17 protein-coding genes and 1 pseudogene are annotated in these 17,462 nt (G+C 39.8%); 10 read left to right on the top strand and 8 right to left on the bottom strand.

Annotated features, from left to right (window positions below; translation table 11 throughout):
• From dndD to dndB, 3 genes are read right to left on the bottom strand one after another with little or no spacing between them, the layout of a single operon-like run.
• The gene (gene dndD, locus DMB82_RS07780) at positions 1-1,959 is read right to left on the bottom strand and encodes a DNA sulfur modification protein DndD (protein WP_116162589.1); all 1,959 of its coding nucleotides are present in this window, start codon (positions 1,957-1,959) and stop codon (positions 1-3) included.
• A complete protein-coding gene (gene dndC / locus DMB82_RS07785) occupies positions 1,949-3,613 on the bottom strand; it encodes a DNA phosphorothioation system sulfurtransferase DndC (RefSeq protein ID WP_116162587.1) in 1,665 nt (554 codons plus the stop codon). The genes dndD and dndC overlap by 11 nt, the downstream gene beginning before the upstream one ends.
• Positions 3,610-4,689, bottom strand: a complete 1,080-nt coding sequence (dndB, locus tag DMB82_RS07790; RefSeq protein WP_116162585.1) for a DNA sulfur modification protein DndB — start codon at positions 4,687-4,689, stop codon at positions 3,610-3,612. Before dndB ends, dndC begins: the two co-directional genes overlap by 4 nt.
• Positions 4,690-4,818: 129 nt before the next feature.
• On the opposite strand from dndB, the gene dndA reads away from it, so the two are divergent.
• The 3 genes from dndA to DMB82_RS07805 all read left to right on the top strand — a co-directional run bounded on the left by dndA (position 4,819) and on the right by DMB82_RS07805 (position 7,974).
• Complete coding sequence (gene dndA / locus DMB82_RS07795) at positions 4,819-5,943, top strand: cysteine desulfurase DndA (RefSeq protein WP_116162583.1); 1,125 nt, start codon at positions 4,819-4,821, stop codon at positions 5,941-5,943.
• A gap of 146 nt (positions 5,944-6,089) precedes the next feature.
• Complete coding sequence (locus tag DMB82_RS07800; RefSeq protein ID WP_167469132.1) at positions 6,090-7,082, top strand: DGQHR domain-containing protein; 993 nt, start codon at positions 6,090-6,092, stop codon at positions 7,080-7,082.
• A 4-nt stretch (positions 7,083-7,086) separates the two neighbouring features.
• Positions 7,087-7,974, top strand: coding sequence for a hypothetical protein (locus DMB82_RS07805; RefSeq protein ID WP_116162579.1), 888 nt, complete (start codon positions 7,087-7,089; stop codon positions 7,972-7,974).
• Between the two features lie 189 nt (positions 7,975-8,163).
• Here DMB82_RS07805 and DMB82_RS07810 read toward each other — a convergent pair.
• From DMB82_RS07810 to DMB82_RS07830, 5 genes and pseudogenes are all read right to left on the bottom strand, one after another.
• A pseudogene (locus DMB82_RS07810) lies at positions 8,164-8,302 on the bottom strand (phosphorothioated DNA-binding restriction endonuclease); the annotation flags it as partial.
• Between the two features lie 88 nt (positions 8,303-8,390).
• Entirely contained in the window at positions 8,391-8,972 is a 582-nt protein-coding gene (locus tag DMB82_RS07815; RefSeq protein ID WP_228400059.1) for a helix-turn-helix transcriptional regulator, read from the bottom strand.
• Complete coding sequence (locus DMB82_RS07820; protein WP_116162577.1) at positions 8,969-10,420, bottom strand: flagellin N-terminal helical domain-containing protein; 1,452 nt, start codon at positions 10,418-10,420, stop codon at positions 8,969-8,971. The genes DMB82_RS07815 and DMB82_RS07820 overlap by 4 nt, the downstream gene beginning before the upstream one ends.
• A gap of 692 nt (positions 10,421-11,112) precedes the next feature.
• Positions 11,113-11,328 carry a helix-turn-helix transcriptional regulator gene (locus tag DMB82_RS07825; RefSeq protein ID WP_116162575.1) on the bottom strand — a complete coding sequence of 72 codons (216 nt, stop codon included), beginning with the start codon at positions 11,326-11,328 and terminating at the stop codon, positions 11,113-11,115.
• 163 nt (positions 11,329-11,491) lie between these two features.
• Entirely contained in the window at positions 11,492-12,061 is a 570-nt protein-coding gene (locus tag DMB82_RS07830; protein WP_116162573.1) for an inovirus Gp2 family protein, read from the bottom strand.
• Positions 12,062-12,551: 490 nt separating this feature from the next.
• Here DMB82_RS07830 and DMB82_RS07835 point away from each other — a divergent pair, with 490 nt between their 5' ends.
• From DMB82_RS07835 to DMB82_RS07865, 7 genes are all read left to right on the top strand, one after another.
• Complete coding sequence (locus DMB82_RS07835; protein WP_116162571.1) at positions 12,552-13,568, top strand: hypothetical protein; 1,017 nt, start codon at positions 12,552-12,554, stop codon at positions 13,566-13,568.
• Positions 13,569-13,926: 358 nt separating this feature from the next.
• Complete coding sequence (locus tag DMB82_RS07840) at positions 13,927-14,658, top strand: YaaW family protein (RefSeq protein WP_116162683.1); 732 nt, start codon at positions 13,927-13,929, stop codon at positions 14,656-14,658.
• Positions 14,659-14,712: 54 nt separating this feature from the next.
• A complete protein-coding gene (locus tag DMB82_RS07845; RefSeq protein WP_116162569.1) occupies positions 14,713-15,390 on the top strand; it encodes a helix-turn-helix transcriptional regulator in 678 nt (225 codons plus the stop codon).
• 97 nt (positions 15,391-15,487) lie between these two features.
• The gene (locus DMB82_RS07850; RefSeq protein ID WP_116162567.1) at positions 15,488-15,853 is read left to right on the top strand and encodes a hypothetical protein; all 366 of its coding nucleotides are present in this window, start codon (positions 15,488-15,490) and stop codon (positions 15,851-15,853) included.
• A 42-nt stretch (positions 15,854-15,895) separates the two neighbouring features.
• A complete protein-coding gene (locus DMB82_RS07855) occupies positions 15,896-16,303 on the top strand; it encodes a hypothetical protein (RefSeq protein WP_116162565.1) in 408 nt (135 codons plus the stop codon).
• Between the two features lie 32 nt (positions 16,304-16,335).
• Entirely contained in the window at positions 16,336-16,548 is a 213-nt protein-coding gene (locus DMB82_RS07860) for a hypothetical protein (protein ID WP_116162563.1), read from the top strand.
• Between the two features lie 81 nt (positions 16,549-16,629).
• A complete protein-coding gene (locus DMB82_RS07865; protein ID WP_116162561.1) occupies positions 16,630-17,451 on the top strand; it encodes a DUF932 domain-containing protein in 822 nt (273 codons plus the stop codon).
• Positions 17,452-17,462 lie beyond the last annotated feature (11 nt).

Genomic DNA, 17,462 nt, shown 5'->3' on the forward strand with positions numbered 1-17,462 from the left:
TTAGAAATATCCCTCTTTAATGCTGGACGTTTTATCTAGCTCATTATAGCTAATATAAAACTCACGACTCACGTATGGTTTAATTTCTTGATAATATTCATTAATAATCTCTTCGTCGGTAGATAGCAAGATTACTTGAGGACCTGCTTTAGGAAAATAGTGATTTACCAACTTACTACGATGTTTACCGTCTAATCTACTAAGTGGCGTATCAATAACGGTTGGTAATTCTTTGCCTGAGGCTTCAGCTAGACCCCACAATATAGCGATTGCTAGTAATTGTCTCTCACCTGCTGAGAGTTTAGTAGTCTCAAGTATTTTACCTGTGGCATCGTATAGTGTGATTGCGAAGCTTTCAGGGCAGATTTTTAACTCACTGATAAGTTGTGACTTACGCACTAATTCATCAAATTTCTGCTTTACCAATGTCTGCAGTCGAACAATATTTTCACTTATTAACTGCTCAGCAAAGCGTTGCAGAGTGGCTTTTAATTTTTTAATATGGTTACTTACTTGGATAGATCGTTTTTGTTCGAAAGTATCTTTGTTTTGATGTGCTAATAAGTTAGTATAGCGCTTTGACAAAATGTTACTTTTCTGTATTGTTTGTTCAAGTAGTTGTTGTTTATTCTTTTGCTGTGTCATGAAAGCTTTAAGAGCTGCTTCATTTTCGGCTAATTCAGCAATTAAATGTTGGACCGATCCATAATCAGGTACTGTATCCAGCTGTTTCTGCATCAAGGCTTTTTGCTCAAGCAATTGAACTTTTTCTTTTTGCAAAAACAACCTCTGTTTCTCTTCCTGCTTAATCCGTTCTTCTAAGCCATTAAAAATACTAATTTCTGTTTTCAGAAAGCATTCTACTCTAGCTAGAGTTTGTTGTGCTTGTATTTGGGAGTCTATAATTTTATTAACGTGAAAAATGGTCTGCTCAGAGGCGGACGTTGTTTCAAGTGCGTTGAGAATTTTTTCGTTATAGGAACTAATGACTTCGTTTAGCACTTTTGCCTGTGTTGCCTCAGCTTCTAGACTAATTTGTTCTTTAGTTTGTTTGATCAGATCACTTACCAATCCTAGCGGGCCGACGCCAGCAGCTAATTTAATTTTTTCGGCTTTATTCAGACTCAATTTAGTTTCAATAGTGCCTAGTTCAAACTTGATTTCATCGCGTTTTTCGATCAGGTGGGCACCGGCATTACGTACTGCTTGACGGGCTTTGTTGACAGCAATATTGGTATTGTTGATGTCATGTTCTATTTCAACTAGTTCTTTTTTCAAATCTGCTACTGCAGCATTGCACTGAGTCATCTCATTTTCGCAGTCTTCCACTTTAGCAATGATACTTTGATCAACATTGGATACTCGACGTTTTTTATCGACTAGAGTAAGGTCAATTTGCAATTGCGACAGTAAATCCAGCCCAAGTAGGCTCTCAATTCCCGTCCTGACTAATTCTGATGAACGCTGCGGGTGCGCTAGATTTTCAATTTTTTCACCATCAAAAAAGAATAAATCTGATAGGCTCAGTGGGATAAATTCGTTAACAAATTCATCCCAGTGCTGACTTAGATGGTCATCTGGCTGAAGATCAACATACACCTTAATTTTATCTTTTGTCTCTAACCCCTTTACGTACCAGCTACGTTCAATATCGTAACGATTAATTTTATTATCTGTTTGATGTGTAAAGGTTAAATTTATCTTTACTTCAGCATCTGGAGAAGAAAAGCGGTTTTTACTACTGGCTAAAAATGCACTATAGGCAGTGCCTGCGCGGTTAGAGCATCTTGCATGTTTTCCGTACAATACTAACTGTATGGCATCAAGAAAGGTTGTTTTACCACCACCATTTAATGCACCCAGCAAGATCACCGGCTTACCGTGTTCCACTTCAAGGTTAATCGAGTGCTCACCTTGATAAATACCGAAGTTTGAAATTTGCAACTTGTTAAAGATCACCGCTGATAACCTCTGTTTCAATCACCAATGAACTATATCCCCGTTCTTTTAGTGAGCGGGTAATGATAGCAATCTGCTCATTAATAGATGCTTTTTCTTCGTCTGACAATTTTGGTGAATTGTCATGTTGAATTTGTAGCTCGAGCCTTTTACGCTCAAGGGCAAATATTTTTGCCTCATCCAAAGAGGAAAATGCTCCTTTTTCTAGACTGTCAGATAACTCTGCAGCTAAGTTAGCTCGCCGTAATTGGCTTTTATGCCTATTAACAATAGCGATAGCACCGCGTATTTGTTGATACATTAGGCCCTCATCATCGCTATTTTCAGTACAGAAAATTTTGAGTTTCTCCAACACTTTTTTATTCAAGATAGGATGATGAGCGCGGCGTGAACCTGGGTAAGGTATTCCCATTATTTTTTTGTAAATAGTAGGGAGGTTGTCCTCTACTTCTAGTTTTTCTTCCAGCCAAATACGGCGTATTTCTTCTAGTTCTTCTAGAGGTAGCAATTCAAGATTTTTTACCTCTGCTGGCCCCATTTCTTGCACGGCTATTTGTGCAAGTAGTACTTTTTCCAGTAGTTCTTCGCGAAAGCTCTGTATATATGGGCCAGGAACAAGATCTGCCCCATTTTTTGTAACATGCACAGTTAATGAACCATTCATACGGCGAAAATCGCGACGGGACTTATCACGACGTAGTTTGCCTAGCTTCTTATGATGATCAATATCGTTAACGTCGATTTCATTGCGCAAAGCTAATAATGGATACATCCATTCCTTTTCTTCATCATTAGCAATCATCGCCGACATGGATTTGTCTTCAGACACAATAGTGCAAACGTAACAGCCAAATCGGCTATCACCACAGCTTTGGGTGCTTTTATCAACTACGAGTGGGCACTCACCACCTTCTGTTGCTCCTTGGTACATTCCCATCAAATCTTGGTTTGGGAAGTTCCAAGGGTTAGGTACTGAATTCAGGTATATCCAGACATCATCATTAGTCCAGTCGGCAATAGGAGGGTATACCCAAACCCTGTCTAGGGTACCATTTGCCGTTAGGCCATCAGCCCGACGAGTGTTGGCTTCAATATTTTCATAATGTTCCATTGTTGCTGCACGGGTTGTACTTTCCGCTTTTCGTGTGCCTAGAACTAAAATAGCTTCACCGCGTTTATCAACTAAATTATTAATAAACGTGTTGGATGGGGAAATTTTAAGCCGATCTGTGCACCAGCGGAATTTATAACGTGGGGCGGGATAGCCTTTTCCAATGAGGTTAACCCAAAATCGATCCTTGACAGCAGGTGTCAATCGATGCGGATGAATAGGGATATCCTGTTCTTTTTTGGCTTCAAGCATCCTCTCCAATGATTTTTCTACCCACATTGCAACAATAGGATTTTCAACGAGAGTATCTGTACTTATGACATGTACATCTTTATGGCACTTATTTTCCTGTTTCAGATCTTGTAGAGCATACCATACCAACTGCAAAACAGCTGTTGAATCCTTACCTCCGCTATACCCAATAACCCATGGCACTTGATCTGATAAATATAATTTCTTGATATGAGAAATCGTATCAGCTATAGTTTCTTTTAATCCGCGCTGTTCAAATGCGGAGTAAGGGTTATTTACAGACATACTCATTGTTTTGTTCCTAAAAATTTATCTTCAGCTTTTTGTTGTTCTGTATTTAATGGAAGCTGAAGATGTTGTTTTAATGCATTTAAAGTCAGTAATGCAGAATGAACGCTATGATCCATACGACCTTTATTAAAGCATCTTTCTACCCAAACTTTATTGGTTCTTGCCCAGTTTAATCCTTGGAGACTTGTTAGTATTTGCTTCCAATTAGGGTATTCAACGAGTAGTTCTTTGCCAAGCATTGCGAAGCTTTTAAGTAAAATAGCACTAAACAGAACATAGTTTGCTCTGTCCGCTGGTTTTATCTGATGATTTTTTGCTTGTTGCCATAGCAGTAAATTTTTTGCTAACTCATCCCAGTATTCTACGGTGTTTTCAGCTTGCTTCTGCCAATTTTCCTCAGTGATATTTTGGCATAGCTCCATACATGCAGCATGTACCGAACTATGCATAAAAAATTTAGCTGAGCGTTTGCTGATACGGCTGGAAAACTCAACTACACCATTAAAAAAATCGCTACCTTCAACTACGTAGTTAGTTAGATTCTCTTCAGGTGAAGAGCCGTATAAGACCGCAATGGATCTGTTGGCTGGTATAGGATAGAGGTTCAAATCACGAAATATTTTTTGCCGTTGCTTCAGGTTTTTATCAACGAAAAAAACGACTGATATTGTCTCATCGCCTAAGCTAGGGTCTTCTTCTAACGCTTGTTGAATCGATGCGCTACGATGCTGGCCATCAGTTAAGTAAAATTCGGCATCTTCGTCAACGACTAGGTTACCAATTTTGCTACCATGTCCTTGATGTGCAATAGGCTCAAAGTAAGTCTTCCCTTCTATGCAAGCAGTGATAGCCGAGAACGTATAATCGTGACGATTGCTGTGAATATAACGAGTAATCTGCGGAATGCGACTATGATTTAAAACGCGCTGCGCTTTGTCACTTTCGGCTAGCATAGACTCATCGAGTGTGAAGATTTTTTTTAGCCTTTTGAGAGGACACATCACTATATAGTATTCATGTCCGGCCTGGACCCCTCGGATTGCGGGAAAACTGATTCCAGAAACGATATGGTTCACTACTGACGATCCTCAACTTTTGGCGCTTAGATTTTGTTCGAACGAAAAAATTATCTTGTTCGTACGAACATGAGGTGGCATGGTATCAAAATCGTGTAATGATGTCTTTAGATTTTTGGGGACAAGTGGATGACAGTTTATCTTGATTACAGTGCTACAACCCCTGTATTGCCGGAAGTAGCTGATCTTGTATATAAAACCATGGTTGAAGAATATGGGAATGCTGGTAGCCGTACTCACGAGTATGGAGCCAGTGCTAAAAGAGCTGTTGAACTTGCTCGCGCGCAAGTTGCCTCAGTAGTGAAGGCTGATAAAACAGAGATAATTTTCACTAGTGGTGCGACAGAAAGTAACAATATTGCTATTTTGGGTCTGCGCGAGTTTGCTGAACATACAGGAAAAAAACACATTATTACGAGTAAGATAGAGCATAAAGCTGTACTAGAGCCTATTGCATATCTAGAACAGAAGGGTTTTAATGTAACTTATCTTGATGTTTCTAATGATGGTATGATTGATACTGAGCAATTAAAAGCATCGCTGCGAGAAGATACAGTGCTTGTATCAGTTATGCATATCAACAATGAGACGGGCGTAATTCAGCCCATTGAGAAAATATGTCAGTTATTACAAGGGCATAATGCTTATTTGCATGTTGATGCAGCACAAAGTTTTGGCAAATTTTCTTTCAGTCTCGATAACTCTCGTATTGATTTTATCAGTGTTAGTGGTCATAAGCTTTATGCCCCAAAGGGAATCGGTGCATTAGTTTTGCGGCGTCGCGGTTATGTTAAAGCTCCATTAAAGCCACTCTACTATGGTGGTGGCCAAGAAAAAGGGCTGCGCCCCGGAACTTTGGCTACGCCATTAATAGCAGGTTTGGGGCTAGCCTGCGAATTAGTAACAAAGAATGCGGACGATTGGATTAGGCATGTTTCTGGGTTAAAAAGCGATTTCATTGCTACTGTTACCAAATTAGGTGCTGTAATTAATGGAACCAATACGTCCCCTTATGTTTTGAATTTTTCTATTCCAGGTATCAATTCAGAGGCTGCTATGGTTCAGCTTAAAGGAATCGTTGCCGTTTCAAATGGGTCAGCTTGTACGTCAAGTAGCTATGATCCATCTCATGTGTTAGTGGCTATGGGATTAGATGTAGAGCGAATAAATGGTGCTATTCGTGTTTCCTTTGGGGTCTGTACAAGTGATATACCTTATGAAGAAATTAATCAGCAATTGAGGAGGTTAATTTAAAGTTATGTGCTGTTATTTTTATCTTAAATATTTTTCATGAGGATAATCTTCATGGTTTTAATTTATAATAGAACAACAAAAAATTTCTGTTTGACCTTATAGGTCTTTTCTAGATATAAAATCATAGTTATGTAATGGAGTGGTACATGGCCGAAAAATTATTAGCTTGGAATATTGGTAATGAGGATGTCGATTGTTATGTGACAGTGATGAAAGCTAAGCATATTTTTAATTTATCAGAGGTGTCTCGAGCAAGCGAAAAACCTGAAGACGGCTATCAAAGACTTTTGAGTAAAAAAAGGGCTGAGGATATTGCCTCTTACCTTAATGAGGGAAATATCATACCTGGGGCGATTATACTAAGTGCTCGTGAAGGATGTAGCTTACATTTCGATAAAATAAAAAATACTCTTACTTTCGATGATAGTAGTAAAAATAAATTACTTGTAATTGATGGGCAGCATCGACTATTTGGTGCCAGTATGGCCAATAATGATATTCTTTTACCTGTTTGTATTTTCAAAGGATTAGATTTAAAACAAGAGGTGCAATATTTTATAGATATAAATTCCAATCAAGTTGGAGTTCCTAAAACTCTAAGAATAGAGCTTCTTAAGTTTTTATCAGAACCAGAGTCCAAAGAAGCTACTTTAATAAAGTTATTTCGTGATTTAAGTGAAGATATAGAATCACCTCTTTTCGGAAGGACATCCTCGACAGCTTCAATACCAGGGAAATTGTCTCATGTTCCATTTCATACGAGCTTATCTAGCCTAATAGAGGGTAGAACACTTAACTCGTTCAATTATGAGATGAAAAAAAGATTTATTCTGAATTTTCTTTTAGCAGCTTCTAAAGTTTTAATGGAAATTGAAGGTACAGATAAGCGATTGATAACTGGTGTTTTTTTTCAAGCGTTATTTAAAATATTTGAGGAAGTATGCTCGCTTTCACTTGTGTTTTATAAAAATTACAAAGAAGAATCTTTGTACAAGATACTTTCTGGTATTAATAAAATAAATTTCGGAATTCATAAAGGAACTAACACTCAAAATATTAAAGCGCTTTCGGATGATATGCTTCAGTTGATTGAATTACATGTTAGAATGCTTGACGCTCCTGATGATCTTTTAGGATGAAATCATGATATCTGATGTGCTATTTAAAAAAATAATAAACAACATTAGCCAATATGGTTTATCTCCAGAGGTCGGCCAGAAATATTACTTCAAAGATACGATAAAACAATATTTGTTAGATCCAGCTAGCTTCTTAACATTTGAGTGTGCTGATGTAAATCATATATCTGTTGAATTGAATGGGCAAGACTATAGAAATGCACTTTTTAGTGATTATTTTTATGGGAAGGTAAGGATTACTGAGCAAATTAATAATCTCCAATTGCAAATAAAAAATGCAAGTCAAATATCTTGGGTTTTAGTTACAGCATATTATGCATCTTTTTTCATGGCTACTGAGATTTCGAAATTATGTGGAAAGTACATAATTAATTTTTCAGATGAAGATATGCGATTTATCATTTCTCACTCATATCAAGCAGTCAGTCCAAGTGAAAGTCCTCGTGAGTCTAATTATGGCTATCAGGTTAATGTTTCACTTTCAGAAAATGATAAAATGATTAAGCTTGTCTTTTGCAAGAGATCGTCTAGGCCTCATATTGAAGTATGGAAAAATATTGTTGAGATAGTAAATCAATTGAGTGTTGCAGATGCACATGTTCATTATCAAGAGCTATTTCTAGACATATGTAACGAAAGTAATGAGAAGTGGCATAATCCAAGTAGAATAAGAAATGATTGGAATTATCGGTTCGCTAACTATTATGGGGGAAAAGGAGATTCTCTAGGTGCAGTATTCTATAAAAACATAAGAGCATACAGTTCGTCGATGGGTTGGGCAGGAAAAAGGACTATTCGTCCACATGATGAGAATCGTGTGGCAGCGTTGTCTTACATTTATCATGTTTTATATAAAACAGTTAGCTCAATTAATGAGAGAATAAGTTTTTGATTATTTTAATATCCTATAGTGTTTACAGATAATTTAGGAACATCTGAATTAAATTTGGTTTATGTCCGAGTGTGATTCTTGGTATGAAACAAAAATTTAAAGATTACTTTATAGTCAAGTACATCTCTTAAGATATTTTTTCAGAACTTCTCTGGCTACCACAATATGCTGTAACCTAGAGAGGTTGGTAATTCCTTCGCCATATTGAAACGTCTGATAGGCCGAACACATGAAGTAGTAACAGTGGCTTATGAGGCGCAGGCTGATCACCCTTACGCCATATAGATATGTTGGTGATGGCTGTTTGACGTTCCTGGGCAGATAGCATACACAACACGGGCTGAAAGGAGACATGTTGCGATAATGCTCGTAAAATCAGTGAGATTCAAGTGTCTTGTTAACCGTGGAAACGCTGGTTAAGCACGCAGAATTTTTCTGTGTTCAGTGTACGCAGTGTTATGTATATGCGTGATCTCGACTATCAATAAAAAGGTAAATAGATCTTTCATTCCATACTTTCTGTAAATGCCATTTCTCATGTTGTTGGCCGTTTTGTGAGTTATAGACATACTTTTTGCGATTGATTTTATTGGTATGCCTTGTAGCCAGCAATCAAAAAACATTTTTTCTTTTGATGATAATAATACCTCATGGCCATTTATCTCCTTAAATATCGATATTGTAAAGATGAGTTTTTTAAAAGTCCTTATAGGTGAACGTTTCGATATTAATATCACTTTGTTGGCAATGAGCAGGGGAGAGTGGTTACGATTATTTAAGATGATAACAAATTTTATTTTTTCATCGTTAATGACTCGTTCTAACAGAATAGTATCGATGCCATGCTCGATATCAATAACACTTATTGACTCATTACCGTAGTTCATGCCTTCAAGATACGAAAATGCTACCTTGGTGAAGGCGCATTCACTGAATATTTTAATTCTCATGTTGGCTACAGTGGTGTATGAGATATCGGCCAGAAAATCTGGATTCATCCCCGTAATAGACTTAACACGATGTCAGATTTCTGGTTGGCCTGAGTGAGCATCGACATCGACGCCTGTTGCAGAATTTGGGCTTTCATCATTGCGGAGACTTCGAGCGCATAGTCCGCATCCAGAATACGAGAGCGAGCGGCTGATGTAGCAATGGTTTCTTGCGACAGCACAGCACTTACCGATTCAAAGCGGTTCATCTGGCTTCCGTATTCACTGCGGTAGCCATTGACTGTTTCTAACGCTTTGTCAAATGTGGCTAATGCAGCGCCTGCCTCATCAGCGGTACTCAGTATGATATCCGACAGGCCCAGCGACTCGCTATCTGCTGGCGTCGGGTTAAGGGTGACTGTTTGCAAGTCATCGTCAAAACGAGCGCCGACGACGAAGGTTGTTGCTTTACTGACAGGAACTGAAGATGGTAGTGGCGGTGCAGGCTCTGTGGGGTTGGGAAGCTCATCCCAACGTGCACTGCCGTAAAACACACCGCTGCCCACCACAATAACAATTAAATCCTCCGTCACTTCATCAATGTGGAGCTTTTCCAATCGGTTTGCAGCCACATATCCATCGTTAAATCCCCCGGTGTTAGCATCTTCAAAACGGTCACCGTCACCGCTGTAGGTGATGGTCATGCCCTGATAACTGCTCTGCGTACCTGCGTTAATATTATATTCCCCGGCCTGAGATAGAGCGTCAGCCGAGTAGGTCGCATTGGATAAAAAACCATTGTCTTGCGTAATAACGGATGCATTCATGATGCTTTCATCGGTCACGCCATTGGCTGACCAGACAATATCGGCATCACTCCCTTCAGCGGGGGTTCCCACCAGATGCTTACCATCCCGCGTAAATAATTGGATGTCATCATCGGCACTTAATGAGTCGATGGTAATGGTTATATTTTTTGCTCCGGCAGGAATATAAGCCAGAGAAACCACCCCAGAAGGAAATTGATACTGGGTATTTTCATCTGGGAATTTTTCTGCCAGTGGGAGTGTATTCCCCAGTTTAGCGGGTTGAGGACCAGGCTCAGCAGGAGCCAACGGGTAAAGGCCAAAGATTTGTGTCGAGGAAGCAATTCGGTCTATTTCAGCGCGTATTTGCTGATATTCACCGTCCAGACTGGTGCGATCCGCATCGGACAACGTGCCGTTTGCTGCCTGAACCGCGAGTTGTCTACCGCGTTGCAGCAGGTTATTGATTTCATTTAGTCCTCCTTCAGCAGTTTGCATCAGGCTGAGGCCATCCTTCATCCCATCAGTGATCACGTTGTTGGCATTCAGGTTGGCGGTCATCCGGTTAGTAATGGCCTGACCGGCCGCATCGTCCTTTGCGCTATTGATACGTAAACCGGATGAAAGGCGTTCAATGGCCTGACTCAAGCGGGAAGCTGATTTACCCTGCTGATTCAATATCGTTAAAGTATGGGAGTTAATCGAGGTCATGGCACATCCATCCTGATGTGATAAAAACAGGGAAATTATCTGTAAGCCATTGTCCTGGGCTGAAAGAAGGAAAGGACATCCCCTTCCGAACAGCAGGAATAAAAGCAGATAAAACATTAATTTATGTTTGTTTTCGACAATAGCTTAGCGGTGATAGCGATCAAAAGATAATCGTTTTCATAGATCAATGCGATCGTATCGATCGGCGCTACCGATCGACGGTGCGGGAAGTGGCTGGTCATTTAACGCTGCGAAAATCAAACAGACCGGTAGTCTGTCCAGTAGCCAAAGCAGGAGATGAAAATATACTCATCAACCAGAGCTCGAGGTTCCGGTTACATGTTGAGGAATGTATTTCCACGATTGAAGAGGACTCTCTGTCTCTCAGCTAATGATAGCGACTCTGAGGTTAACAATCAGTTAACGAATTATAATCAGCGAGACAGCGTTAGTGCTTATTGAATCTATGACCTACTTTGCACCTCTTATGAGAAAGTCTCTTAGTCGTAAGGAACTCGTGATAGATGAACGCTTGAGCGTTTACTTATTATCGCATTGCTGGTAATGCTGTGGTTACGGAATAGGAGCTCTAAACGCAATACCAAAGGAGACTGTTCATAATCAACAGCAAGTCGCGGAATTTCCTAGTTTAAAGTTGTTTTCTATTATTAAGGTACAAGTGGGAATTATATTTAATTACCGCGTGAATGCTCTATGCGTTGCTGCATCCAGGTTTCTACTTCACTTCTCAACCACCTTGAGCTACGTCCAAGTTTGATAGGTTGCGGAAATTCCCCATCTTTGATCAGTTTGTAGAACCACTTATCCGTCATACCGGTATAAGTCGTGATGAAGGCCATATCGATAAGTGGATTGTCTACGGAAAGTAAGGTGGTGGTATTAGTCATGATTTGCTTCTCCCTCTGAGTAGTAAATGACGGGGGAAAATTGGCGCTATCAAAGAAAAATAAGCGCTAATTCTCCCTCAGAGGATGGGCGTTATCAGTTAAAAATTACTTCGACATCTTGCGTTGATGATTAACAAAAGCTGTCTTGTTATATATAAAGTCTTTAACGATGACTACAGCCGAAATTACGGTCTCCATCATCAGTGACTTTGGTATGGTATTTGGCAAGATACATGGCCCGTTCCAGTCCCTTCTGTAATTGCTCATTGTTTCCTCGTTCAATCCATAGTGATGGGTTATCTGGAAAATGAACCAGTGCGAAAAATCGCTGCACATCAATATGCAAGGCACTGCACCATGCTTGTTGAATCATCCCTGCTAGTGAGTTCGTGTCCAAGAAGTTACCAGCCCCACACCATGCATCACGGTTCAGTAGTAATATAACGTGATAATGCTTTTTCTCATTTATTTCACCATATTCTCGTACCCAGATATAACGCAGGGTAGTGATATGTACTCGCTTTCCTTCGCGCTGCTTACGTTGTTGGCAAGCTTTAATCTTTGCTTTAAGTGATTCGATAAAACGAGATATCACCGCAGCATCAGTTGCAGCTGGAGTATTTGGGATTCTTAAGTCCACTCTTAGCATCAGCACTCTACGATAAGCATCTAAAGAACTCAAAAATGTATCGATGATGCGCTGTTGCCAGAAGGGATTGTAAGTGTAAATCATTGAGTTTATCTCCGGTGGATTGTTGTTCATATCCATTACCGGAGTTGTAAAAAAATACTTATTTTTGATGGCAATGTCATGGTGACTGATAAATGACCTGCAATCAGGATTTATTGATGTTTGACTTGAGTTTTACTCAATAGAGTTTTATCTAAAAACGCCTGTGTGATTTCATGGCCTTCATGATAGGTGTGAACCAAGTATATTGAACCAAGTATATATTACAAATCAGACAATCAAATCCAGTTTTTTACATAGTTAATTAGACTCATGCACTGATTGCTAGCGGTTTTTTGCGCATGAATTACTCTGTAATTGAGTCGTGGCACTACACACCATTTTGTTCATTGATTTTACAAGGAAAAAACAAATAACAATCAGTTTTAAGGAACGTTTTTTCCTCAAAAAAATATGTTTTTTTCATGATCATTCTATGAAATCTCTTCATTTTTATATCTTTTAACTATATGATTAAGCATGGCATTTCAAAATGAGTGATGAGCAATTGAATAATGATCATAAAAACGAAATAAAAAGATTAAAGGCTAGGCTTATTCAGCCTTTGATAGGAGAGGATACGATTTCGCTTAGGAAATATATTTTGACATATCCACTACTGACAATTAGAAAAGTGTTGTTGTCGCTTAATATTACTAATGCTAATTCTATATTCCCTGATATCGCTAACAATGCTGTTGCAATGTCTGAGTTCATTATATCGGCTATACAGTCCAGAAAAGAATCACCTCCTCTGTTGTACCTTCAGCATCTTATAAATGATTCCAAGGAAGATCTCGCTCCCATAGAGAGTATTGTCTGGCTCAAAAAAGATCCCGAGGCATGTTACTATTTTTGGTCAGTGTTAATTAATCTTGAATGGATGTCTGTTTTAAAAGAGTTTAAAAACGGTAATTTCCATGTTTATAGTCAAGCTGTATACAATTATGACCCCAATAATAAATTTGTAGTTGATGTGTTAAAAATTCCAACAGCGATAGCTAGTCACAAAGAACGTTATTCTTCAATCGTTAAAATATTAAATGAATTACCGTTCAGAGGAGCCGAAATTGGACATTTAATCTCCATGGTTTTTTACTCTTATAAATTAGATAAAACAAACTGTAATAAAAAAGCAAATATTGATTTATTAATAAAAAACAAAGAAGTAATTATTTTTTCACTTTCTTATCTACAGAAAAAAGGAATCTCAGTACCATATATTGAACCATTGACAGAAGCTGATAATAAATGCTCACTAGTAACCCAACTTTATCTCTTGAGTAGAAATGATGACTTTAAAGTACTGATTAACGCTATGATTAAAGCGTGGTCACAGAAAAAAATACGTGAAAAAGAAAAGGCTATTAATAAAAAGAAAGTTATAGAGCACTTGAGAGTAAATGAGGAAAGCATGAAAATGCTTAACGAATTATCATCTAAATATAATGAAAGCCAAACAAATCTGGTTAATATGGCAGTTGCTTTGTTGTATAAAGAAATGGTGTGATTCATCTAAAAATTAAACACATATAACCATATTGAGAATGTTCTAGCGGAAACAATAGCCCTCAATACCGCTCCCAGAACTCCCTTGCTATGAATCTGAGAGGCATACAGTTAAGAGAACACTTGATTAAAATTTCACATTGTAGCGTTACCCTCGTAGGGCATGAGGACTAGCCAGTGTTGGTTTCGCTCGATTAAACGTCGAGCAGAAATGTGCTGAGTTATTTAGTATTCTTCTTTTTTGACACATCCTGCCCGTGTTTAAATAAATAGAACAAAAAATAAACAAAAATAATGACACATCCTGTCCATATGCATCTTTACAGTAATCGCTCCTAAACGATTATTGAGGATAGATGATGGCAGTTTATCGGCTAGATCCTGATTTGGCCTTGCTAAGCCAATGCAGTAATGAAGACCTTCAACTACTGGTTGAGCTGTTAACCATTGATAGTAAGGACGGTGAAAAACGCTGGTCGGAGACGTTAACCAGCACAAGTGAATATCAGCGCTTCTACCCGGATCACAGCAAGTATTGGACGTCGATTGGCGCAGAGTTACAAACTTTTGGCGCAAACACGTTAGTCAGTTTGGTGCGCGGTGGACAGGGTGTTCTTTACCGTGAAATTTTGTGCGATGTTTGTGACAAGCTGGATGTTAATTACAATAAAAACAGTACAACGGAGTCGATTGAACTTAATCTGCTCATGAAAGTGCTGGAAAAAAGTCTGGACAACATGACACCAGACGAATTGGCGATGTTGTCTAAAAATATGCAGCTCGATTTAACCAGCCCAACACCACAACTCATTCTTATCGCTATACAGGCAGCCATTCGTACCTCTTCTGTTGCCGCTTTGGAACTCGCAACAACATTGGCAGCCAGCGTGATCACTGCTCTTGGCGGGATCGCTACCTGGGGAACCGTGTTCGTTGCGTCTCGCGCCCTTTCAGTTCTCGCTGGCCCCGTTGGTTTGGCGCTCAGTTCAGCCTGGATGCTGTCGGATATTGCGGGCCCGGCATACCGTGTCACGATCCCTGCCTGCATCGTTATCGCCTGGCTACGTCAGAAAAATCTTACCCAATATTGATTTATTCCGTGTATGCCAAAAGGGATGCACGGAATTTATACAGGAATTAACACCATGCCTGAACAGGGAAAACGTTACGACCGGCTCGCCAGTCGCCTGGCTATTCTAGTCAGCAGGCTCTTCATGGGGGAGTCTCTGTCAGTCAAACAACTGGCTTTAGAATTCAATGTCTCGGAAAGAACGATTCAGAGAGATTTACGACAGCGGTTACAATATCTGGATACTGAATTAAAAGATGGATACTTGCGTCTTTCTGATGCCAGGGGGCCATTTCGTACCGATCACGATATCATTACGTTTGCGCGTATTACCCATGTGGCACAATTTTTCCCTGCACTGGATAAAAAGTTGCTTTCCGTTTTGCTGGATGCAGGACAGGACTCCCCCTATATCGTCTATAACGCACCGCCACGAAATGTTCCTTCTTTGTTCGGTGGGTTTTATGCCATCACACAGGCTATAGTTAAAAACCGCTTAATCAACTTTTTACATAATGGCCGCAAACAAATCTCCATTGCTCCCTATCGCCTTATTTACTTTGATGGGGAATGGTATCTGGCGACAGAAAAGCAAAACCACATAAAAGTATTTAATCTGGTGGCAATTACGGATGTAGCGATGACCATTAGTTCATTTAGTAAAAAGGAGGAGGTGAGACGAATTTTTCAGGATAAACGATTCATTACAGCGTTACCACACTTTCAATATATCTGTGAACTTATACGTGAATAAATAAGATGAACAATGAGTATCGTTAAACTCACTCACGCTTATTAAATCACCACTTTACACAATGAGATATTATACGCATTTTATAAGGAGTTATTGCATGAATCATTCAAAATGGTTGTTACCAGTATTATCATTACTCTTTTCTGGAATGGTAATCAGTGCGCAAACACCGGTACCAATAACGGTAATGGCATATAACAATGTCCATGTGGCGGGAAATCGCTACGTTGATGTCGTTGTCACCGCTAAAACGGATACTGTTCGTATCAATAATATCAGTGTCAATCGTGGAAATTGCCGTATTGGAAATCTGAAATACTTCGGCACCAGCAATAAGGAAACGATTATCCCGGCCACACTTCGCTATGGTGAATCGGTGAAAGTCCCTTTTTACAATGATTGTGTTGCCTCAGAAGTCCAGGTGGATACTGACAAAGGCGGTTGGACATTCACTTTTGATTGAAATAATACTTCAATATCTCACTGAAATATAAGGATACGCCACATGAAATACTTAAAAGGTGCCGTATTGGCGGCGCTGTTGTTACCCTTGGGTAGTGCTGTTGCGGCAGAGTGGACATACTGGTCATTGCAGGGATATGCAGGCGTTCATCTGAGTAATGACGATAAGCATTATCTTGAAATCAGCTGTGAATTATATTCCTCGAAACCACCTGTTTTACGTGTGCAGGCCGGGTTTAGCGGTGATTATTCTCAGCTACAGGTTGATGGGCATGAAGTATCACAACCCTTTCACTCGTTAGAACGGATAAAAACAGAATGGGAGGCATTACGTCAGGCGAAAGTCATTCGTGTCAGTGATGCGAATGGAAAGTCATACACATTTAATGTTACAGGCAATAAAGACTTCCCCCCCTTTGGTTCTGAGTACTATCCCTGTGATAAGGAATGACTTTCAAATATTATCGATAAAGGTCAGGCATTATGTCATTACTTAAAATGTTAATTGCTGCATTAGGTAAAGTAATTACCTGGTATTCAAGTGCTCAAGCTCAGGATTTTGTAGCTGAGCACTTACGGCAGGCAGGTTATAATGACGAAGAAGTTGAAGCAGCCCGGGAGGCTGCTTTTTTATTGATAGGTGCAATAACCACTAAAATAATGAATTTTATTCTTCGTACTGCTTTTACTGCCTGAAATATGAAATCCATTCTTTCATTAATTATCATTTCAACAAGATGTGCCAGGGTCATTCACTCTGGCACATAAGGAGTTTTTATGCCCAAGTTGGCCTCGCGCTTTGGCGCAGTAAATATTATTCGCCGCGACCGTCCATTAACCCGTGACGAACTGGCGCACACGGTTCCCAGTGTATTTAGTGAAGACAAGCATGGCTCGCGTAGCGAACGGTATACCTATATTCCCACCATTACCCTGTTGGATAACTTACAGCGTGAAGGCTTTCAGCCATTTTTTGCTTGCCAAACCCGTGTACGTGATCCGGAGAAACGGGAGCATACCAAGCACATGCTGCGCTTGCGCCGGGAAGGTCAAATTACGGGCAAACAGGTGCCAGAGATTATTTTGCTTAATAGTCATGACGGCTCCAGCAGTTATCAAATGTTGCCTGGTCTTTTTAGACAGGTTTGTCACAATGGTTTAATTTGTGGTGAATCCCTGGGTGAAGTCCGTGTTCCCCATAAGGGTGATGTGGTTGGCCGTGTTATTGAAGGGGCTTATGAGGTATTAGATACCTTTGAGCGTATTGATGAAAAACGTGATGCCATGCAGTCATTATTATTACCACCACCGGCACAGACTGCGTTGGCTCAGGCTGCGTTAACCTACCGATTTGGTGAAGAGTATCAGCCAGTGACAGAGGCTCAAATCCTGTCGCCTCGCCGCTGGCAGGACGAAAGCAATGATCTGTGGACCACTTACCAGCGTATTCAGGAAAATTTGATTAAAGGTGGACTATCAGGCCGTACAGTTCAAGGTAAACGAGCCAGAACCCGTGCTGTCAAAGGGATTGATGGTGACGTAAAACTTAACCGCGCCCTGTGGATACTGGCCGAAAATATGCTGGAACTGGCATCCTAATTTCCCTCATT

The organism is Pectobacterium aquaticum, assembly GCF_003382565.3.
In the GTDB taxonomy this organism is placed as follows: Bacteria; Pseudomonadota; Gammaproteobacteria; order Enterobacterales; family Enterobacteriaceae; genus Pectobacterium; species Pectobacterium aquaticum.